The 20,031-nt window shown below is 58.9% G+C and carries 15 protein-coding genes and 2 pseudogenes; 11 read left to right on the forward strand and 6 right to left on the reverse strand.

The window, feature by feature from the left end; translation table 11 throughout:
• Positions 1–44 precede the first annotated feature (44 nt).
• The 3 genes from CO676_RS27240 to CO676_RS35490 form a co-directional block, all read right to left on the reverse strand.
• Positions 45–2,402 carry a toll/interleukin-1 receptor domain-containing protein gene (locus CO676_RS27240; RefSeq protein ID WP_179875664.1) on the reverse strand — a complete coding sequence of 786 codons (2,358 nt, stop codon included), beginning with the start codon at positions 2,400–2,402 and terminating at the stop codon, positions 45–47.
• A 62-nt stretch (positions 2,403–2,464) separates the two neighbouring features.
• Entirely contained in the window at positions 2,465–2,692 is a 228-nt protein-coding gene (locus CO676_RS27245; RefSeq protein WP_097523372.1) for a hypothetical protein, read from the reverse strand.
• A 719-nt stretch (positions 2,693–3,411) separates the two neighbouring features.
• On the reverse strand, positions 3,412–3,639 hold the full coding sequence (locus CO676_RS35490; protein ID WP_097523373.1) for a hypothetical protein: 228 nt from the start codon (positions 3,637–3,639) through the stop codon (positions 3,412–3,414).
• A 120-nt stretch (positions 3,640–3,759) separates the two neighbouring features.
• Between CO676_RS35490 and CO676_RS27260 the strand changes: the two are divergent.
• Positions 3,760–5,173, forward strand: a pseudogene (locus tag CO676_RS27260) (prolyl oligopeptidase family serine peptidase).
• Positions 5,174–5,762: 589 nt separating this feature from the next.
• Here the strand turns inward: CO676_RS27260 and CO676_RS27265 are convergent.
• Positions 5,763–6,659: a LysR substrate-binding domain-containing protein gene (locus CO676_RS27265; protein WP_097523374.1), complete on the reverse strand. Its 897-nt coding sequence runs from the start codon at positions 6,657–6,659 to the stop codon at positions 5,763–5,765.
• Positions 6,660–6,803: 144 nt separating this feature from the next.
• On the opposite strand from CO676_RS27265, the gene CO676_RS27270 reads away from it, so the two are divergent.
• The 10 genes and pseudogenes from CO676_RS27270 (at position 6,804) to CO676_RS27305 (ending at position 16,643) form a co-directional block, all read left to right on the forward strand.
• A complete protein-coding gene (locus CO676_RS27270) occupies positions 6,804–7,565 on the forward strand; it encodes an SDR family NAD(P)-dependent oxidoreductase (protein ID WP_097523375.1) in 762 nt (253 codons plus the stop codon).
• A 31-nt stretch (positions 7,566–7,596) separates the two neighbouring features.
• Positions 7,597–8,436: a transketolase gene (locus CO676_RS27275; protein WP_097523376.1), complete on the forward strand. Its 840-nt coding sequence runs from the start codon at positions 7,597–7,599 to the stop codon at positions 8,434–8,436.
• Positions 8,433–9,470 carry a transketolase family protein gene (locus tag CO676_RS27280; RefSeq protein ID WP_097523377.1) on the forward strand — a complete coding sequence of 346 codons (1,038 nt, stop codon included), beginning with the start codon at positions 8,433–8,435 and terminating at the stop codon, positions 9,468–9,470. Before CO676_RS27275 ends, CO676_RS27280 begins: the two co-directional genes overlap by 4 nt.
• Positions 9,471–9,535: 65 nt before the next feature.
• On the forward strand, positions 9,536–10,540 hold the full coding sequence (locus tag CO676_RS27285; protein ID WP_097523378.1) for a TRAP transporter substrate-binding protein: 1,005 nt from the start codon (positions 9,536–9,538) through the stop codon (positions 10,538–10,540).
• 25 nt (positions 10,541–10,565) lie between these two features.
• The gene (locus CO676_RS27290; protein WP_097523379.1) at positions 10,566–11,096 is read left to right on the forward strand and encodes a TRAP transporter small permease subunit; all 531 of its coding nucleotides are present in this window, start codon (positions 10,566–10,568) and stop codon (positions 11,094–11,096) included.
• Positions 11,093–12,351: pseudogene (locus CO676_RS37055) on the forward strand (TRAP transporter large permease subunit). The gene CO676_RS27290 and the pseudogene CO676_RS37055 overlap by 4 nt, the downstream one beginning before the upstream one ends.
• An 87-nt stretch (positions 12,352–12,438) precedes the next feature.
• The gene (locus CO676_RS36350) at positions 12,439–12,780 is read left to right on the forward strand and encodes an ATP-binding cassette domain-containing protein (protein WP_245424489.1); all 342 of its coding nucleotides are present in this window, start codon (positions 12,439–12,441) and stop codon (positions 12,778–12,780) included.
• Positions 12,781–12,900: 120 nt separating this feature from the next.
• Positions 12,901–13,263: a hypothetical protein gene (locus tag CO676_RS36355; protein WP_245424491.1), complete on the forward strand. Its 363-nt coding sequence runs from the start codon at positions 12,901–12,903 to the stop codon at positions 13,261–13,263.
• A 1,131-nt stretch (positions 13,264–14,394) separates the two neighbouring features.
• A complete protein-coding gene (locus tag CO676_RS34820; protein WP_144340207.1) occupies positions 14,395–14,676 on the forward strand; it encodes a hypothetical protein in 282 nt (93 codons plus the stop codon).
• A 941-nt stretch (positions 14,677–15,617) separates the two neighbouring features.
• Positions 15,618–16,643, forward strand: coding sequence for an IS110 family transposase (locus CO676_RS27305; RefSeq protein WP_097523380.1), 1,026 nt, complete (start codon positions 15,618–15,620; stop codon positions 16,641–16,643).
• A 514-nt stretch (positions 16,644–17,157) separates the two neighbouring features.
• Here the strand turns inward: CO676_RS27305 and CO676_RS27310 are convergent.
• Together CO676_RS27310 and CO676_RS27315 are read right to left on the reverse strand one after the other, a co-directional pair.
• Positions 17,158–18,000, reverse strand: a complete 843-nt coding sequence (locus CO676_RS27310) for a phosphoribosyltransferase family protein (protein ID WP_097523381.1) — start codon at positions 17,998–18,000, stop codon at positions 17,158–17,160.
• Entirely contained in the window at positions 17,969–18,628 is a 660-nt protein-coding gene (locus tag CO676_RS27315; protein WP_097523385.1) for an HAD family hydrolase, read from the reverse strand. Before CO676_RS27315 ends, CO676_RS27310 begins: the two co-directional genes overlap by 32 nt.
• Between the last annotated feature and the right edge of the window lie 1,403 nt (positions 18,629–20,031).

The raw sequence follows: 20,031 nt of genomic DNA on the forward strand, positions 1-20,031 counted from the left end.
CAGAACAGAGCCTCCTACTGAAACGGCAACCACATCCGGAGCGCTTAATTAGGCAATTTCGCAAATTCATGCTCCTTGGCAAGGAGATACTCTTCATCTTGCATGTACTGAGCGATCCCAGGGAATCTTTCTCGCAAGCTCCGCATGACCCCAATGGCGGTCCGGATTTCCGCCTGAGCACTCGCTACATTTCCCTGTTGCTGATAGAGGTCTCCTAGGGCGGAGTGAACCTTCGCAATCTCGCGCAACCATATCGGCTGTGCATCCTCCCTGCTTGTCAGTTCCTCCAAAAGTGACAGCCCTTCTCGTAATGAACGCTCTGCCCCCTCGCTTTCCCGCCTTTCCCTTGCAACTTCGCCGAATTGGACCAAGGCAACGGCCAAATCGAGTTTGTAAAAGGAGCGCCCCGGATCCGCTTTTAGAATTGCGCGGCGATCGGCGATCGCTTTGGCGTACCAACGCGCGGAGTCCTCCAATTTACTTGCATCGCCTCCACGCTTGTAGCTCGCGAAAGCTACCTGACCCTGTCTTTCCTCAAGCACGCCGCGATCTCTCAACAATTGCTGACTTAGAGGATTGTTATTCAGAAGTCGCTCGGCGGTCTCCAAAGCGTCCCGAACGTACTGTTCTGCCTGACGCAAGTTTTCCAAGGATTTCATGGTATCTCGACTATCTGCCAGACGGAGGTGCGAACTCGCCAGTCGCTCCAGCAGGAGAGAGCGGTCTCGCTGCCAGTCGAGCCGCGAAGGATCAGATTTTGTAAGCCTGTCGGAAATGGCCAATGCCTGCTGATAGTGCTTTAAGGACCGAGCAACATCCATTTCTACTGAAAGGACCATATCGCCGAGCCGTGTCAATGTGACGAGTTCAGTTCGCTGGTATTCTGTGTTGTGAGGTTCGGCGGAAACCAAAGCGCTTGCTGTCTCAGCAGCTTCCTGCTGTCGCGACAGCGCTTCTGAACGACGGTCCATCTCCACGAGCGTCGTGGCGAGGGAGGAAAGCGCAGCCATCAGATCTCCGCGATCCGATGTGGCCTGCCTCTTTTGCATCAGCGACCTGGTTGTCTCCAGGCATTTTTCGTAGGAAGCCGCGGACGCCGCGAGCTTCCCCCATTGATAATTGTATCCTCCCACCCGGCAATGGCCTTGAGCCAACTCACGAAGCCAAGATAGGCCACCTAATTTGGCTAACCATTTTTGCGAAACAGCAATCCTTGATTCCGCAGACCCGATCGCTTTCTTGAACTTTCCCGCATAGGCACTTTCTTGGCCTTCCACATCAAGCAATTTCAATCGCAGCATGGCGATCGCAGCCGGGTCCGGTGCTGAAGACAGGCCGATCCATTCCAAAGCCGATGGAGAGCTTTGCTCCAACCGATCCAAGGCTGTTGTAGTCTCGGCGATGAGAGGCAAGATCTTTTGTTGTGATTGCTCATCGCCAACAAGATTGAACAGTTCGGCGAATTCCAGATTAAGCCGCGCGCGTTGAAACACGAGCATCGGCGAGGTGTCATCGTCCGAGATGAGGTTGCCGAAATCTGCCTCCGCAGATCTCAAAAGCTCCTGAATTACGCCCGACGGCACGCCGTATCGATCTCTATATCGAACCGTGGCCACTATCTGCCTCGCGGCGCTATCGACAGCGTTCTGAAGGCGTCGCTCGGCTGCCTGACTTTGCTCCACTGCAATCCACGCCCCTGTGCCCGCGACAACGGCAAGGACAAGCATTCCGGCGGCAACGGCTTGAGCTACGCGACGTTGGCGTCGATCCACCTCCGCCTGTCTCTGCGTGAGTTCGGCAAGGGAAACACCGAGCAGGGTAGCGATAATTTTTAGCTTCGCCAGGTTAAACCCGTCGCCGCCTCGTCCGTCCGCGGCCGGCTCCTGAATGTCGGCCGCCAAAGGCTCCGTCAGCGAGCCATCCCCGCACAGCAGGCCGACCAAGGCTTTTGGGAACGCCCCCTGCGGCTCCCGAGCGGGATCGTTAACGACAGGCACACCACGCACGATTACGGCTATGATGTTGTCCGATCGGCCAAGCTCCTTAAAAAAGGAAATTTCTTTATCTACCCACTGCGAGTTGGCGGCCGCGGGACTGCATAACACTATCAAATACTCTGAGCTCTCCAGTGCCTCCCTAATTGTTTGCCCGAGGTCTGCAGAGGCCTTTAGATCGGATCGGTCTCGGAAGATCGGCGAGACTCTTTCGTTCCTGTAGCCCCCGGACCTGCGGAGTGGTTTAGGTATCCTGTATGACTCCAATGACCTTTGAAGCCTTTCTGCTACCGTACGGTCCGAAGCGGAGTAGCTAATGAAAGCCCTGTATTTATAGCCCGCGTCACCTTCCCCGATCGGAATTGCGCCTGCAGATTTCTTCCCCACCAAGGACAGCGCTGCACGCACGTTCAGCCCTCTCAGTGTTCGTGCCGCCAAATATCACCCCACTATACTCGCCTGGGCTCCACCTAGGCGAGAGAAATTTCACACTTCTCGAATGCGGCGGTGAGCGTCTCATCTCTCCTGTTGACGGTCTTCTTAAATTTGGGAAGAGCAAGGTTCTGCATTTTTCCTTCATGGGGGGACTCGACCAACAGCGCGCCCGGAATCAAGCGGATGGATTCAACAGAACCTGCTCGGGTGCCACCGGAAGCGAACTGTGCATCCCTCGCCGTGAAGGGAGTCGAACCGCACATTACTCTTTCTCCTCGGCGGCGGATCCAGGTCTGTCATAGAGTAGGCGGAACCGCGGTCGGCCCCGCGCTTTATGAAACCTCGCGACGTGCTTGGAAAGTCTCGCTAGAAGACCCATATTTAGCCGCGGAGTGGGACGCCGGCTTTTGCCGACGCCCCCTTCCTAGACCACGAATAAGACCCGGATACGGAGTAGCCAGCTCGTCCGGGTCTTATTCAATTCCAGGGTAACGCTAATTGGCAGATGCACATTGGCGTTCACGTCCGATTGAGGGCAAGGCACTTGCCTCGGAATGGCCAATCCTTTCCGATTGGCCCTGCTGCTTCTGCCCCTCAAATGTTGACCTCAAGTTCCCTTATCAACGATTCGTGCAGGTTTGTTCAACCCGTGAGGTAATCCTCAGCGAGGGCGGTTGGTTAGGACGCGGATATGTTCAAGCCACGGGCAACCACCACTCAAGCGCCTGTATGCACTTCTATGCGCAGGCACTGCCGCCCGCGCCCGTTCGCGCGCAGCTTGACCGGGTAGAAGGGCAGCCGCAGGAGGTTTGTGCAGGGTTCAGAAAACCGGACCGACATGGGATAATTGGGGTCAGTGCGATCCTGCCGCTGATATTCCGAGCGGTAATCGCGAAGGGACGCCTCGACACCGGCATTTTTGGCCTGGGATTGCAAAGACAGAGCTTAGATTTTTTTGTCCAGAAACTAGCGGTACGTGGGGTTAGGGGAGAGTATATCTGTGCGTGATCCAGAAAAGCACAGCTGCTACTCCTCGTCGGCTCGTCTCGGACAAGAGGGTCAAAAGGGCGAATCGGCTGAGCCGTTGTGAAGCCGCGTCGCAAGGCGATCTTGCCGTCAGTATCGAAGCCACGATGTGAAAGAGGTCGTTGCCGATGTCGATGCCGATCGTCGTCAGCGTTGGAAAAAGGTCCTCGGTCTTGGTCTCCATGGCTGCTTCTCCTGTTGTTGCGGGTACCAGCCTGTGCAGACTAACCCGCCGGGGGAGCAGCCGGTCCATCCGAAGCTCCGGGCATATGATCAGGCGGCCGAGATTTTCCGCGGCCAAAAGATGGACGTATCGGCTGAACGCGGCGTGCGGCGCGACATCGATGGCAAGTATGTGATGGACACCTCGTATCGCGGCCTCGACTTCTTCAATACCGAACTAGCCTTTTACCCAAACGGCCACACCGATACCCACAAGGTGGTCCTGCCCCTGCCGACCACGGCCGCCTTTAGCTGCTACTACAAGGGCCAGGCAATCTATTGGTTGAAGTCTGACTGGACCTCGGCCAAAGGCACCGTCTTCCGCAATGGCGCGATTATCGCTTTCGATCTCAAGGGGGCGCTCGCCGATCCAGCGCACGTTGAACCGCTTGTGCTGTTCATGCCAAACGAGCATCAATCTGTCGCAGGGACTACCCAGACCAAGAACCGTCTCGTGCTGTCGATCCTGTCAAATGTCACCAGCGAGGTCCGCAGCTTCGATTTCGGCAAAGGCGGCTGGACGTCTTTTAAGTTGGCTCTGCCGGAAAATTCGACCCTGTCCCTGACGTCCAGCGACGATGAGAGCGATCATCTGTTCGTCTTCTCAGAAGGGTTCCTCGAACCTTCAACTCTCTTTTGCGCCGATGCTGTAACGGGCCAAGTCGAGAAGATCAATTCGGCCCCGGAACGCTTTGATGCCAAAAGCCTGCAAGTACAGCAGTTCTGGGCGACCTCGAAGGATGGCACGAAGGTTCCGTACTTCCTCGTAGCGCGCAAGGACGTCAAGCTGGACGGCACGAGCCCGACCATCCTCTACGCCTATGGCGGTTTCGAAATCCCAATGCAGCCCAACTATTCGGCGGTGCTTGGCAAGCTATGGCTGGAGAAGGGTGGTGCCTATGCGCTGGCGAATATCCGCGGCGGCGGCGAGTTCGGCCCAAAATGGCACGAGGCCGGTTTGAAAACCAATCGTCAGCGCGTCTATGACGACTTCCAGGCCGTGGCGCAGGACCTGATCGCGCAGGAGGTAACCTCGACACCGCATCTCGGGATCATGGGGGTCGAACGGCGGCCTGCTCATGGGCGTGCAAATGATCCAGCGGCCCGACCTGTGGAACGCGGCCGTGATCCAGGTGCCGCTTCTCGACATGGTCAATTTCATCCACATGTCGGGAGGAGCCTCCTGGCAGGGCGAATATGGCAGTCCCGACGATCCGGTCGAAGGCGCCTTCCTGCGCTCGATCTCGCCCTATCATAATGTCAGGGCGGGCGTGGCGTATCCGGAACCCTTCTTCGAAACTTCGACAAAGGATGACCGCGTCGGGCCAGTGCACGCGCGCAAGATGGCCGCCCTGTTCGAAGATATAGGCCTGCCCTTCTACTATTATGAAAATATCGAGGGCGGTCACACCGCCGCCGCCAACCTGCAGGAATACGCCCGCCGCTACGCGCTTGAATATATCTACATGTCTCAAAAACTCATGGATAACAAGTGAGTCCGCAAAACCTTAGGCCTTGTGGGCAGATCTGAGCAAAATGAAGCCGGTGGCGAGGACGACGAAAGGGGGCGAAGGTTCGCTTTGTCTTCTCGCAGCGTAGGGCGACGCCCTCAAAGCGCGTGAGCTTGCGCCGGCCCGCTTCTTTTGGCACGACCTTTATAAGCGTCTTGGGGACGAGGGCGGGCTTACCGTCGTCTCGCGGCTTGGCGTTGCCTCGCCGGCGGATCGCCGCGGCGCAGCTGAAAAGCATGTTGCCGACGTTTCCTCTGCTCGTCGCTCCCGACAGGCGAACGTTCTAGAAGATCGCTTGCGCGAATGGTCGGACGAGGTCTTCGCTTGCGACCGTTACCTTCGAGACGATCGGACCCAAGACCAGGATGGCCTTTATGGTTGCAATCCGCGCGGCGGCAGCGGCGCGGTTTAGACATGGAAGGTTTGGTCATCTCCATCACGCGCGGGATACGCGGCTCCTGTCAGTGGAACGATTGAGCGGCGGACCTTGAAAGAGATCTCACTCGCTTCAGACCTGGATGCGCTCGGAAAAGAGTGAGGCGTCGCAGCCGGGAAAGCTGAGGAATCGGCTGCTCTAACCCGAGCCACTGTCGGCCGGCTGGCATTGGCGCGTTAGCCAGTCGGCAAAGGCGCGGGCGAGTCGCCGCTGGCTTCCGGATTTTGGATAGGCGAGATAGTGGCCGATATAACGGTTGTCACGACAGATCCGATAGAGAGGACGGACCAGTTTGCCATTTTCCAGTTCGCGCCTGGCCAGCACGTCTGACTCGAGCGCGATGCCGAGCCCGTTGACCGCAGCATCAACCGCAAGGAAGCTCCGGTCAAAACTCATCGATGGTGGCGGCGGTGGTCCAAGGTCATTGGCTTCGAACCAGTCAATCCACTGGATGCGCTTGAGATCGCTTCGGATCAACGGTTGGTGAAACAGGTCGCGCGGAGATCTGATCAGGCGCGCGATTTCCGGTGAACATAGTGGCGAGACGATCTCTTCCGAAAGCGGAATGACGATCAGGTCCTCGCGATTCATCGGCTCTCCGTAGACGACATCGGCATCGAAGAGTCCATCGACGAAGCGGGCATAGTTCGTGCTCGCGGCAACACGGACCTCGATACCCGGATTCTCCTTCAGAAACTGTGGCAGGCGCGGTGACAACACCTGTGCTGCAAAGCTCGGCGCGCAATGGAGGCGCAACAGCTGCGCCTTGTTGGATGAAATCTGTTCAACACCGCGCCGCAATTCTTCGAAGGCATTCGAAGCGTGATTGAGCAGCGTCTGTCCCGCGAGAGTGAGCGAGACGCTGCGCGTCGTTCGCTCGAACAACGCAACGCCAAGATCCCGCTCCAGACGCACGATCGCATGGCTGACGGCACTCGGCGAGAGGTTCAACTCCTCCGCGGCTGCCCGGAAGGAGCAGAGCCTTGCGGCCGCTTCGAAGATGCGCACGGCGGAGAGTGAAGTCATCTGCAGCATCAGATTAGTGAACCAGATTCACCTATAGATGTAAACTTGGCGTTTGATAGCAGGCGCTCGCTGCGCCAGAACTTCTCTACGAGGACAGGCAACGGGCCTGAAGGGAGCCGAACACCGTTCGATCGCTGCCGGGAGGAGAGTCAAATGCTTTTGAAGGGAAAGACCGCGGTCATTTCTGGCGCCGCGAGCAAGCGCGGTATTGGCCGGGCGACGGCGGAGCTTTTTGCGTCGCACGGCGCGCGGGTCGCCATTCTTGACATCAACGCCGATGAGGCAAAGGCTGCAGCGGGCGACTTGCCGGCGGTCGAACAAGGCGCGCATCTCGGGCTGCCCTGCAACGTGGCCGATCGTGCCTCCTGCGTATCCGCTGCAGACGAGGTGCTGAGCGCGTTCGGCGTGACGAACATCCTCATCAACAATGCCGGCATTACCCAGCCGGTGAAGACCTTGGAAATCTCCGATGCCGACTGGCAGCGCATCGTTGCCGTCAACATGACAGGCGTGCTCAACCTCAGCCAGGTCTTCATACCCAACATGCGCGAACATGGCGGCGGTTCGATCGCCTGCATGTCGTCGGTTTCAGCGCAGCGCGGCGGCGGCATTTTCGGCGGCCCGCATTATTCGGCGGCCAAGGCCGGGGTGCTCGGGCTGGCCAAGGCCATGGCCCGGGAGTTCGGCCCCGACAGCATTCGCGTCAATTGCGTGACACCGGGGCTCATCCAGACGGAGATCGCCGGTGACAAGCTGTCCGCTGAGATGCGCGCCGACATCATCAAGGGCATTCCCCTTAGTCGCTTGGGCGACGCGCGTGACGTGGCCAACATCTACCTCTTCCTCGCTTCCGATCTCTCTGCCTACGTCACGGGCGCCGTCATCGACGTCAACGGCGGCATGTTGATCCATTGATCCGCAAGAGAGCCTGAAAGGATAGGACAGCATGGCTCAGATCGGCCACAGCATTAGTCTGCCCGAGCGCGCCCGCCGAATTCGTCGCCATGCCCTGCGCATGGGCGAGGTTCAGGGTCAAGGCTATATCGCGCAGGCGCTCGGCATCGCCGACGTTCTCGCGGTCGCCTATTTCCATGCGACGACATACAGCCCAGAAGATCCGGAATGGGAAGGCCGCGACCGCTTCCTGTTGTCGATCGGCCATTATGCCATCGCGCTCTATGCGGCCCTGATCGAGGCGAAGATCATTCCCGAAGATGAACTCGAAACCTACGGCACCGATGACAGCCGCCTGCCGATGTCCGGCATGTCCGCCTACACGCCGGGGATGGAGATTACCGGAGGATCGCTGGGTCACGGCCTCGGCATAGCCATCGGAATGTCGCTCGCGCTGAAGCGCAAGTGTTCGCGGTCATTCGTCTACAACCTCTTCTCCGACGGCGAACTCGACGAGGGCTCCACCTGGGAAGCGGCCATGTCGGCCGGGTCCTACAAGCTCGGCAATCTGATCGGTATCGTCGACGTCAACCAGATGCAGGCCGATGGCCCGTCCCTTGGCGTGCTCAATTTCGAACCTCTGGTTCCGAAATTCGAGGCCTTCGGCTGGTTCGCCCAGCGCGTCGACGGCAACGACATCGATGCGCTTGTCGACGCCTTCGACAGGGCGCGCCAGCACCCGGACCCGCAGCCCAGGATCATCATCTGCGACACGAAGATGGCAAAGGGCGTGCCGTTCCTTGAGGCGCGCGAGCGCAACCACTTCCTGCGCGTGGAACCGCATGAATGGCAAGAAGCGATCCGGATCATTGATGCGGGAGTAACGGCATGAGACGCTCGAAATACGAACGCCCGGCGCTTCTGATCGCCAACCCCGCCAGGCCACGGCTGACGACGTCGGCAATGATCGCATCCATCGCCGGAGCCGACCAACCGACGCGTCCGGCGCCCTTCGGACACGCGCTTTCGGCTTTGGTCGAAAGGGACGACCGTATCGTAGGTCTTTCGGCGGATCTCGCAAAATACACCGACCTGCATGTCTTCCGGGCAGCCCATCCCGATCGCTTCTACCAGATGGGAATGGCCGAGCAGTTGCTGATGATGTCGGCGGCCGGCATGGCGCGGGAGGGACTGCAGCCCTGGGTGACGACCTATGCCGTCTTCGCCTCGCGCCGCGCCTATGACTTCATCTGCCTGGCGATCGCCGAGGAGATGCTCGACGTCAAGATCGTCTGCGCGCTGCCGGGGCTGACCACCGGGTACGGCCCGAGCCATCAGGCGACCGAGGACATTGCGATATTCCGGGGCATGCCGAACCTCACCATTGTCGATCCCTGCGACGCCAGCGAGATAGAGCAGGCGGTCCCGGCCATCGCAGCACATCCGGGTCCCGTCTACATGCGGCTTCTCCGCGGCAACGTTCCGCTGGTGCTCGAGGAATACGGCTACCGGTTCGAACTGGGTAGGGCGAAGCTGCTGCGGGACGGCAAGGACACGCTGATCGTTTCCTCGGGGCTGATGACGATGCGGGCGCTCGAAGCGGCCGAGGAACTCCACAAGGACGGTGTAGATGCCGGCGTGTTGCACGTTCCCACCATCAAGCCGCTCGACGAGGCGACGATCCTTGCCGAATGCGCCAAGCATGGTCGGCTCGTGGTGGCGGCCGAGAATCATACCGTCATCGGCGGTCTTGGAGAGGCGGTCGCCGCCACCCTGATGCGCTCAAACGTGCGTCCCGCCGCGTTTCGGCAGATCGGGCTGCCCGACGCCTTCCTTGAAGCGGGCGCCCTGCCAACCTTGCACGACATGCATGGCATATCGACCGCGAAGGTCGCGGCTCGAATCAAGGGGTGGCTGGACGGCTAGGTCGCACCATTACCGCGTTGAGGAAGCGCGGCGGGCCGCAACAGTTTCAAAGTGGAGGAGAGAAGATGAAGTTCGAGATCAACAGACGCCGGTTCCTGGCAGCGTCGTCGGTGCTGATGGCGGCACCGGCAATCGCCACCATGGTTCGGCCTGCGCGCGCCGGCACGACGCTGACCCTCGGTCACGGTGCCGCACCGGGAAATCCGCGAACGATCGCCGCGGCGAAATTCGCGGAACTGGTCGCCGAGAAGACAGCCGGCCGCGTTACGATCAACGTCGCCGGAGCGGAAACGCTCGGCAGCGACTCGGCGATGCTGACAAGCCTGCGAACTGGCGCTCTCGATTTCACAGCCAATAGCCGGGGCGCCACGTCCGCGCTCGTCCCAGAGCTTGCGGCGCTCGGGCTTCCTTTCTTGTTCGAGAACACCGAGAAGGCGATGCGGGTCCTTGGCGGCCCGGTAGGCGCCGAACTCGTCAAGCGGTTCGAAGCGGTCGGTGTGGTGCCGCTCGACTGGTGGGACAACGGCATCCGCCACCTCACTAATTCCAAGCGCAAGGTCGCTGTACCGGCGGACGTCAGCGGAATGAAGATCCGCACGCCGGCCGACCCGATGAGCATGAACATCTTCCAGGCCCTCGGTGCGGCGACAGAGCAGATCGCCTTCGGAGAACTCTATGTGGCCCTGCAACAGGGCGTGGTCGACGGACAGGAGAATCCGCTCGCCAATATCGGCAGTTCAAAGCTCTATGAAGTCAACAAGCATATCAGCTTGACCGGCCACAAGTGGGAGTCGACGCCGTTCCTGATGTCGCAGGTCGCCCAGGCGCGGCTGGGTGGCGATCTTGAGGCGGTGAAGGCCGGCGCGAAGGAGGCCGGTGAACTCCAGCGCAAGCTCTCCGCCGAGAAGGATGCGGAGGTATTGGCGGCATTCCGGGGCAATTCCGCGATCGAGGTCACTGAGGTGGACCGAGAAGCCTTCGCCAAGGCAACGAATTCAGTTGCCGAGAGCTGGAAGAAGAAGCCCTTCGGGCATTTCGTCGCCCAGATCGAAACGGCGGCCAAGGGCTAAGGCCGGGCCACCGCGGGAGGATCCCATGAAAAGCCTCTTGAATTCCGTAGAGCTGACGGCACGGGCGATTGTCTGGTTCGCGCGGCAGGTCGTCATATGCAGCGGCATCGCGCTGATGGTCTTCATGACCGCGAATGTCATTGCCCGCTACCTACTGACAGGCGGGGGCTTTTCTTTCGCTCAGGAACTGCCGGTACTGATCTTCCCCTGGTTCATCCTCGCCGGCATTGTGCTGGCCGCGCATTCCGGCGGTCATATGGCGGTCGAGTGGATCTACGACAAACTCAAGGGTGGCGAACGTTCAATCGCCTTCGTGGTCGCTAATCTCCTCAGCGCCGGAGCCTTCGTGGTGCTCGGCTATCAGGCATATCTGGTTGGCGAGATTGCCGGAGTGGAACGCAGTCCGGTTCTGCAGCTTCCCAACAGCATCGGGTATTTCGCCCTATCGATAGGTTCTGTGCTGGTAGCGATCATCACGCTCAATGTCGTTCTGCGCGTGCTGCGCCTCGGTTGGGATTCACGGACGAATGCCGAGAGCGGCGAGGTGGCGCTATGACAATCGTGGTGATCATCGTCTTCTGTGCGCTGATGATGTTGGCGGTGCCGGTCGGTTACGCCCTGATCATCTCCGCCGGCGTCGCCGTCTTGTTCAACGGATACCTGCCGCTTTCGATCGTCGCGCAGCAGATCTATGATCAGACCCAATCCTTTCCGATGCTCGCGCTGCCGTTCTTCATGTTGACCGGCACGCTAATGCTCGGCGGTGAGCTCGGCCGGCAACTGCTGGAGCTGGCATCGCATGCGATGCAGCGCTGGCGTGGCGGACCCCTGTCGACCACCGTCGTTTCTTCCGTCGTGTTTGGCGGCGTCTCCGGCTCTGCGGTGGCCAATGCCAGCGCGCTCGGTTCCGTTCTTATCCCGTGGCAGAAGAAGCACGGCTTTCCGCCCGCGCTCTGCGCGGCCAACAACGCAACCTCGGCAGTCATCGACGTCCTGATCCCGCCATCGATCCCGATGATCCTCTTTCGCTGGTGAGCGGCGTCAGTGTCGCCAACCTCTTCGTCGCGGGCATCCTCCCGGGCATCCTGATGGCGGCCAGCTTCGTCTTTGTCTGCTGGTTCGTCTCGGTGAGACGCGGTTATGCCACGAAGCCCCCACAGACCAGCAGGCGGCAGCTCGCCACGCTCGTCCTGAAGAGCCTGCCCGCGGTGCTGCTGCCGGTGCTGATCATCCTCTTCCTGCGGTTTGGCCTCGCCACGCCCACGGAAGTCGCGGTTCTCTCGGTCGTCTATTCTCTCGCGCTCAGCCTCGTTTACTACCGTGACCTGACATGGAAGCGCTTCTGCGACAACGTGGTCGAGGCCGGCATGGCGACTGGCGTGGTGATGCTGGTGATCATGGGCAGTGCCGCTGTTGGTTGGGTCTTGACCTTCGACCAGGCGCCGCAGCAGATGGCTGATTGGGTCGCCGCGAATATATCGAGCCCGATCGTCATCATCCTGATGATGAACATCCTGATGCTGATCGTCGGCATGCCACTCGACATGCCGCCGGCCATCCTCCTGCTCGGACCCATCTTCGTTCCCCTTGCCGACACGATTGGCCTCGACCGCGTCCAGCTTGGGCTGATGATGGTGATCAACCTTGGCATCGGGCTCTACACCCCGCCGATTGGCACGACGCTCTTCATCTCCTCGTCGATCGCGAAATCGCCGCTCGGCGAGACCACCCGCGAGCTGTGGCCCTTCTTCGCCATGGCGATGATGCTCCTGCTTGCGGTGAGCTTCATACCGGCGCTCACGCTCTACTGAGGACAGGACCATGACCGACGACAGCAAGCAATCGTCTGTGTCCGATCACTGACCAAGTCCTATGGCGCAACGTCCGTCCTTAAACGCGTGGATTTTTCGGTAAAGCGCGGCGAAATTCACGCGCTCCTCGGCGGCAACGGCGCCGGCAAGTCGACACTCATTGGCGAACTCGTCTTTCGCGACGCCGCCGGCAACATCCTTACCGAGACGGACGGCCGCCGCAAGGTCGCCGTCGTTCACCAGGAACTCGCGCTTCTTCCCCACCTGACCGTTGCTGAGAACATCGCCCTGCCCCATTTCCGCAAGGGTTCGCGCCCTTTTCGACCGAAGGACGGCCGCCAGCCAGGCGCATGCCGCCTTGTCGATGATCGATCGGGAATTCGCCGGGACCGCGTTGAACCGCCTCGTCGGCGACCTCAGCCTCCATGAGGGACAGATGGTGGAGATCGCGCGAGCCCTCTCGTCGATGCCGAACTCATCCTGCTGGACGAAGCGACCGCCAATCTGACCGCGGCCGAGACGGAGCGACTGTTCGGGGTTCTGAGAAGATTGACGCGGGAAAATGGCCTCTCGGTCGTCTTTGTCTCGCACCGCATGAAGGAAATTCGCCAGATCGCCCATGTCTGCTCGATCATCCGGGACGGAAGAACCGTGGTGAGGAGCGTGCCGACGGCAGAGCTCACGGATCTCGCCATCATCGAGCATATGGGGCAGGCGCATGCCACGGCAGCTCCCCTGCCCGCGCGAACGGCAGCAACTGGGTCTCGGCCTGGGGAGCCACAGACCATTGCGGAAGAAGGGTTCTCCGTAACGCTCAAGCCCGGGACCATTCTTGGCGTTGCCGGCGCCCCAGCAGGCCCCGAAACCCTGATCTCCGCACTCATTGGTGCCGCATACAACGCTGGACGGTAACGCGCCGGATGGCCCGGCCATTTCCGCTCGCCGCGGCCGTGCGCCTCGGAGCGGGCTTCGTGACCGGCGACCGGTCGCACCGCGGCATCCTCCGTTCCCTGCCGATCATCGAATTCAGCGTCACGTCCGGCTTTTATTCGTGTGCGAGACGGGATTGGCATGCGGCTTTTTTGCACTGCGCGGCGAGGCTCGTCAGCATCTCGCCAGCTTGCCAGCTTAGCGTGCTGCCGGGATCCGCGGAGATGAGGCTAGCGTGGATAATTTTTCGCCAACCAAACTGGCGGCTTCGATGCAGGTGCAGCACGCCGTCCGGACGCTCCGCAAGCTGGCCAGGCGCAAGCCGCCTTTGAGCAGCAATTGGCGGGCGCGCGAGAGGCTACAGTCGTCGATGAGGCCGCACCTGAGGCGCCGCCCCCTCAGCGGCCTAAAGATATCCGGAGCATCATAAGGAGGGCGATCCAGGCAGAGGCGGCGCGGCGGAATTTGAGCCCGCAAACCGCCCGGGCTTATGCTAGCGCGCTTCATAAGCCGAAAAGATCTCAGCTCTGGGGGGTGAAACGATTGCCACGCTGGACCACAATTCTCTGGTAGCTCGTGCTGAAAAGTTCTTCTCGCGCGACTCGGCAATGGCTCCCGCGCTAACGGCGCTTCATAGGTATCGCAATCCCAATGCTCCTGACGGTCCGCGCCGCCGATATGTTGTTCCCTCTGCGATAGGTGGCGGCCCCGTCAACGAGGCCGCGCCTCCAGCTGACAACTATCCTCATCTGTCTGTTAGACCGGGGTCTTATCGATAATGCAGTCCGGCATTTTGGCCGCAGCCTACAAGGAAGTACCGCTTACGAATATGGCCGGGTGAGGATGGGCATTTGCTCTCGGCATTGAGCGCGCTGCGGAAGTATCGTGAGCCTGAACCTTTGCCTGATGGGCGACATGACTTTCCCTCTGAAGAGGAGGCAACCCTGATTGACGGCGCAGTCCAGGCAGCTGCTGCCCGTCGGGGCTGGACACCCGGCACTACCGAGAACTATTATCGGGCTTTTCACAAGCTGGCCAAGTCTCTTCCCCGGGGCCGGGCAATCGCAGCGCTGGACCACAATTCGCTTGTAGCCCATGCCAAGACGCGCCGCGTTGGAGGTGCTTCTCGAGCATCGTGATCCGGCTATCCTGGCCAGGCGCAGCCAGGGCAACCATCCTCCCTGCGCGAAAGACAAGAGTCTCATCGAGGCTGCGGCTTGTGCCAGTCAGCGGCCGAGGAAAGCCGTCGAAAAGTCTGTCAAAAATCTTCTCAGATTTGCAGGAGCGCTCAACGCCGATGATCAGCAAATTCATCAGCTAGAGCACGCCGAACTCGTCAAGCTTGCAAGAAAAAGTTTCCCAGTAACAAAAGCCTCATCAGCGGGCTTGGCATGATCCGTGATCACCGCAAGGCGGAGCGCGCTTCCAGCACAGAAGGCCCCTGGCAGCGAAGGATGACCTGGCCCAGTCGCCGCTCTTAAGCGTCGACCCAGAGGAGCTTCGACGACTGCTGGATGACGAACCAATGTCCTCGCAGTCGATGACAATTGAGCGGGGCATCAGGACAACATGGATCCGGGTGACCAGAGGCCGACCGAAAGTTTGGACACAGCGGAGCTCATGGAGATGCTCGCTTCACCCGGCCATTCGCCAGCGGACAGTGTCAATCAGCCCCATCCGTCTCCGCTGTGGCAATTAGCCGGTTCCAGCGCCGGCGCAGCATTTCACGGGAAGCAACCGCAACCTTTGGATTCCAGAGCTGGAGCGATATCTTCCGCTTGGATGGGAACACGGCTAGCAGTGGGCGACCGAAGAGTTTAAGGAAGGAATGCGCCTTGCATGATGTGCTCCCGGTTTCATCTCAGCCGGAGACAAGTTTCACCATCCATGGCGTGAACTACACGGCCAGCATTGGGCCACCGGGGCTGGAGCACGAGATTTTCCTTCGCAGGACCTGAACAAGGCTCACTCACCAGTCCATATGGGTTCTTTCCAGATCTTTCCTGGAGTGCGCCCCTTCGGGTGGACATGTGTCAGGCTGCTGATTTGCCAGTCTGCCGGTGTGCGCTCCGGAAAACCGGCGGCGAGTCATCACCGTAGTCTTTCCGATGGTCGAAGGGGTATTTGGTGATGCAATGGCTCTCCCGAATGCTACTTTTTGACGGCCATAGTATGGTCCAGTGATGCCGGATGCGGAGTCCATCCACATGGGGTAATCGCGGGAGCGCGTCGCCCTGAAAATCAATCATAGCCTTGGAGGGTGGCTGTTCCCCGATAGGATGGAAATGCGGGCTCACGACTGGACGCCGGGCCCAAGCATCGAATGGAGAACAGCCATGGAAGAATATATCGGTCTCGACGTGTCGATGAAAGAGACGGCGGTGTCGATCCGCCGCGACGGCAAACGTATCTGGCGCGGGAAGTGCGCCTCGGATCCCAAGCTCATTGCCGAGCTCATCCGCAAGCGGGCACCGGCGGTCAGACGCGTGGTGTTTGAGACCGGTCCGCTTTCGGTGTGGTTCTATCATGCGCTGTGCGCCGAGGGAGTGCCGGCGATCTGCATTGATGCGCGTCATGCCAAAGCGGCTCTCGATATGGCGCCTAACAAAACTGATGCGAATGATGCCGATGGCCTGGCGCATCTTGCCGAGGTGGGCTTCTTTCGTGAGGTACGCGTCAAGGGCTTCGACAGCATGCTGACCCGTACGCTCGTCGCTGCACGCACTCGGCTGGTTCGCATCACCGTGGAACTTTCCAACCAGATCCGCGGCGTCATGAAAACCTTCGGTCTTGTTGTTCCGGCCGGAAAGGGAAGTATGTTCGAGCGGAACGTGCGGAGCCTTCTTGTCGATCACGAGCAGCTTGCTGCTATCATCTTACCGCTTCTGGATGCCTGGCGCAGTGTCCGGATCCGTGCCGCTGACCTCGGACGTCAACTCATCAGGGATGCACGCGAGAGCCAGGCCTGCTGCCTTCTCATGTCTATCCCCGGCGTAGGCGCGATCACCGCAACGTCTTTCGTGACTGCGGTTGAAGAGCCTGACAACTTCAGGAAGTCCCGGAATGTCGGGGCCTGGATCGGGCTAACGACCCGTCGGTATCAATCTGGAGAGGTCGATTATGACGGGCATATATCCCGGCGTGGCGACAATCACTTGCGAGGACTTCTCTATGAGGCCGCGTCCGTCATCTTGGCCCGCAGCAAGAAAGAGAGCGCACTACGAACATGGGGTCTCCGACTCCGGGAGAGGCTCGGCTTCAAACGAGCCGCCGTCGCTGTCGCGCGCAAACTGGCCGTGATCATGCATGCGATGCTCAAGACCGGCGAGCTCTTCGATCCGAATGCAGGAGCCGCGGCATGAAAGCTGGTGGATAGCGTTCAGTATCTGAGCGCCTGAGACGTCCCTGCCGGGACGTAGGCTGAGCCATTCCGTTGATGGGATTGCACCGCTGCCCAGCCGAGTGCGTCGTCCACATTGAAGGCTCTTCCAACGAAGGCCATGATGCGGCGGCCTCTGCCGACCGCGAAGACAACCCTGTAACCCGGCACACGCGTCTCATATCAAGATACTTGACCCCACGGCTGCGATTAGACAACCTCATCACTTCACATCCGGGTTACGACCACCGCGTACACTACTACCGTTCTTAATCTGCTTGTATCCAAACATTGCTTCGCGGGGGAAGCTTCGCTCGTCAGGAACGAAACGACTCTTGCCGTTGTCGCCAGCAACTGCTTCGCAGGCGTCGGTCCTGCCGGCATGCCGATAGGGCAACGGTAGCGAGCAAACATAGGGACGTTCGCCTAATAGGGTGTTCGTCTTTTCTGTAGGTTGGAAGATGGTTTTCTTCGTATAGATGCTCTAAAAAAGCAACTTAGGCCAGGCATTTCCTTGCGCCTTCCTGCTGATCGATCGCGTCGCGGATTACACCTATGTTGGTTTCATACTCTTGGATCTTGTAATATCCTTCGTGCAAGCAATTGAAATAAAGACTTCTAAGATACCTGTCGCTTCTGAACTTCAAAAAATCGTGATATAGCTCGCTTGGATCTGCGGCGAGAATATATTTAATTTGACGAACGGTCATGTGATGATTTGGCTCCGCCGCGATCCGATTCAGGTCCCTTATTGACTTAACTGCGGCAAGATTTATCTCGGACTCTATGTCGGGACGATCACCCGTGTATCGAGCGAAATAAAGAAAAAAAGTTTTGTTCTTTAACTGTTGCTCGTGCATGAGCTCTACTAACCTGTTTTCGTGAGTGCCGGTGATCTTCACGTCGTCGACAAACAGAAGGCAACGACCTTCGAAATGTTGCGAGTTGAAGTAGAACCTATCACCGGCGATCAATGACTTGCGATGTTCCCCTGACAGGAGTCCGTAGTCGTTCACATAACTGATCTTTCGTGGGACAGTCGCATATTCCACGTGGTTGCCTTTGGCATCAACAATGTGGCTGTTGAGGCGATTAAGCAAATGCATCGTCATTATAGTCGCTGCATTCGGGACAAAATTATATGGCGACGAAATCATCAGGGAGCTACTGTCCAGTAGAGCGGGTGCGTTGTTTTGGAAGAACGCGTCTGCAATCTGGTAGCCCATCTCGCGGGCTGCTTCGTCGCAACCGAATTTCAGACGTGAATATTGTTCCGGTCGAAAGGGTGCATCCTCAATCGACTGAAATTCATGGAGCGCAAACTCCTGAAATTGCCTCATATACAACCTCTCGAATGTCCTCAGGTCGTCCCACCAGGGCACCATGCATTCCAGCGCTCTGTGCACCTTGTAGATCGCAGATCGGGTCGTCGCCCACATGCAGGATGTTGTTCGCCGCAATGTCGCACGACTTGGTGATTTTGTTAAAGAAAGTCTCCTTTGGCTTTGCATATCCAAGCAGGTCGGAATAAAGTCCGAACCGAAATACGCATCCAAACGTGTTCTCAAGAAAATTGTGCACCGTTCGGCCGCTAATAAAACTCGAGTTGCTGCCAAGCGACAGCGTATATCCGTCTTCGACCAACCCATGGATTAGCTTCACGGTAGGATCCAATACAACTGGTTTGAATTCATCAAAAATGTGCTCAAACGCCTTTGCGATAAAGCTTGGATCGTTGTGAGCATTGCAATACAACATAAGCAAACGGATATTTTCGAACAGAGATGGAGCGTACCCAGTTTCGATCGCGTGTTGGGTCACCCACTTCTTGACCTCGACGTATGCATTCCTGACGGCTGCTTCTTCTGTGTGAAAACAGGCTGCGAGAAACTTCGTCCTCGTCTGCGCATGGCATGGGTTGGGCAATACGAGAGTGTTCCAGACATCGAAGGAGATGTGACTTATCAACTTGTCTTCCCGCAGTCTCTTAAGTGCTCGGAGGTCGTGCATCTGCGATTGGCCGCAGCCGTCTCGGCGTCCGGTACATGCGCGGGTCCGAAACGGATCGGGATGCCCGCATCGACAACGGCGGTGGGCGTGCATCGGGAGATATCGCCCTGCCGATACCGCTCTTCTCTGAAAGTGGATTATGGCGAACTAACATATTCGCTTTATCTTTCGTTAATTGTTCGTGACGGCGCTCGACACCTGAATGTCCGGGCGATATCCATCTGTTTATGGCTGAGAATGAGCAAACGTCATGCCAACCGCGCTCGGCGTCTCGGGAGTGTAGTGTTTGCAAAGGGTTCCCATGATTGGGATAGCTATGGCGCCAAATAAGGCTGCGTCGCTAACAACACAATTCGACAGTTGGTGTCGAATTTCGGACATTCCCTCGGTACGGCCTGCAGAGCGCATGGAATAAGCTCGTCGTCAACCATGGAAGATCATCTCCATCGGCGGCCGGGGCTGGGCACATCGATTACGATCGGCGCTCGTGGATGTGAGCCACAACCGCCATCGGCAAGCACGCAGCCGAAGTGCACGCTGCCGTGCGAAGCCGTTCCCGACAATGCCAGATGCAGGCCTTCGACTTGCCGGTCGGCGCGTAACTATCACGGAGCCGAAGCACAGGCACTCAACAGGATGGTCTCGCCGCGCGCCAGACGTGCTTCTGTGGCGAATTGCGATCTCTGGTCAGCCAGGCGTTTGCGATGCGTTCGCGGGACTGTGAAGGATATTCCTGTGCGCATGCGCCGCACTCGCAGACGCTCGTGCGAAAGGCAATCGCCAAGCCGGGCTCTTATGTCAGGCGGACACCAGTTGTGAGCTTTCAACAGATTGTCCACTCGTCCGTGCCGGAAAGCTAACGTTATCGAAGCTTCACCGGGTCTAGGGGTTGGGCCGACGATGCCAAGGCCTTGCTGGACACCTGCATGCAAAGGGAATTGCCGCCGCCCTGGAACGGTCGTGATCGGGAGTAGCGGCGATGTCTGGATATTCTTCGCTGAGCCCGTTCCGGCCCGGATCGCCAGGCAGTTTGGCTCTGCCCTGCTCACGGAAACATGGAGAGATGCCCCAAGATCGGCTTCGCATCCTATGATCGCCTCTTTCCAAATCAGGATACGATTCCTCTTGGGGGCTTCGGCAATCTGATCGCCTTGCCGCTTCAAAGAAAGGCCCGTGAGGTCGGCAACAGCGTTTTTGTCGACAAGGATCTGCGACCTTAAAGCCCGCCTACGTCATCGCATGGTCATGCTGGAGACGCGCCCATTAGGCGGCTGTCGGGCGAAATGAAAAACTGACCCCCCCTATTGCCTCACCCAGGAATGTTACCGGAGTTCTGTGCGCTGAGATGGCCGTTATCTTCT

Origin of the sequence: Sinorhizobium sp. BJ1 (assembly GCF_002531555.1) — a bacterium.
GTDB lineage: Bacteria > Pseudomonadota > Alphaproteobacteria > Rhizobiales > Rhizobiaceae > Sinorhizobium > Sinorhizobium fredii_B.

What these genes read in the sequence shown, in the direction of transcription:
- CO676_RS27245 (WP_097523372.1), bottom strand. Translation starts at nt 2,692, where the DNA reads ATGTGCGGTTCGACTCCCTTCACGGCGAGGGATGCACAGTTCGCTTCC.
- CO676_RS35490 (WP_097523373.1), bottom strand. Translation starts at nt 3,639, where the DNA reads ATGGAGACCAAGACCGAGGACCTTTTTCCAACGCTGACGACGATCGGC.
- CO676_RS27265 (WP_097523374.1), bottom strand. Translation starts at nt 6,659, where the DNA reads ATGCTGCAGATGACTTCACTCTCCGCCGTGCGCATCTTCGAAGCGGCC.
- CO676_RS27270 (WP_097523375.1), top strand. Translation starts at nt 6,804, where the DNA reads ATGCTTTTGAAGGGAAAGACCGCGGTCATTTCTGGCGCCGCGAGCAAG.
- CO676_RS27275 (WP_097523376.1), top strand. Translation starts at nt 7,597, where the DNA reads ATGGCTCAGATCGGCCACAGCATTAGTCTGCCCGAGCGCGCCCGCCGA.
- CO676_RS27280 (WP_097523377.1), top strand. Translation starts at nt 8,433, where the DNA reads ATGAGACGCTCGAAATACGAACGCCCGGCGCTTCTGATCGCCAACCCC.
- CO676_RS27285 (WP_097523378.1), top strand. Translation starts at nt 9,536, where the DNA reads ATGAAGTTCGAGATCAACAGACGCCGGTTCCTGGCAGCGTCGTCGGTG.
- CO676_RS27290 (WP_097523379.1), top strand. Translation starts at nt 10,566, where the DNA reads ATGAAAAGCCTCTTGAATTCCGTAGAGCTGACGGCACGGGCGATTGTC.
- CO676_RS27305 (WP_097523380.1), top strand. Translation starts at nt 15,618, where the DNA reads ATGGAAGAATATATCGGTCTCGACGTGTCGATGAAAGAGACGGCGGTG.
- CO676_RS27310 (WP_097523381.1), bottom strand. Translation starts at nt 18,000, where the DNA reads ATGAGGCAATTTCAGGAGTTTGCGCTCCATGAATTTCAGTCGATTGAG.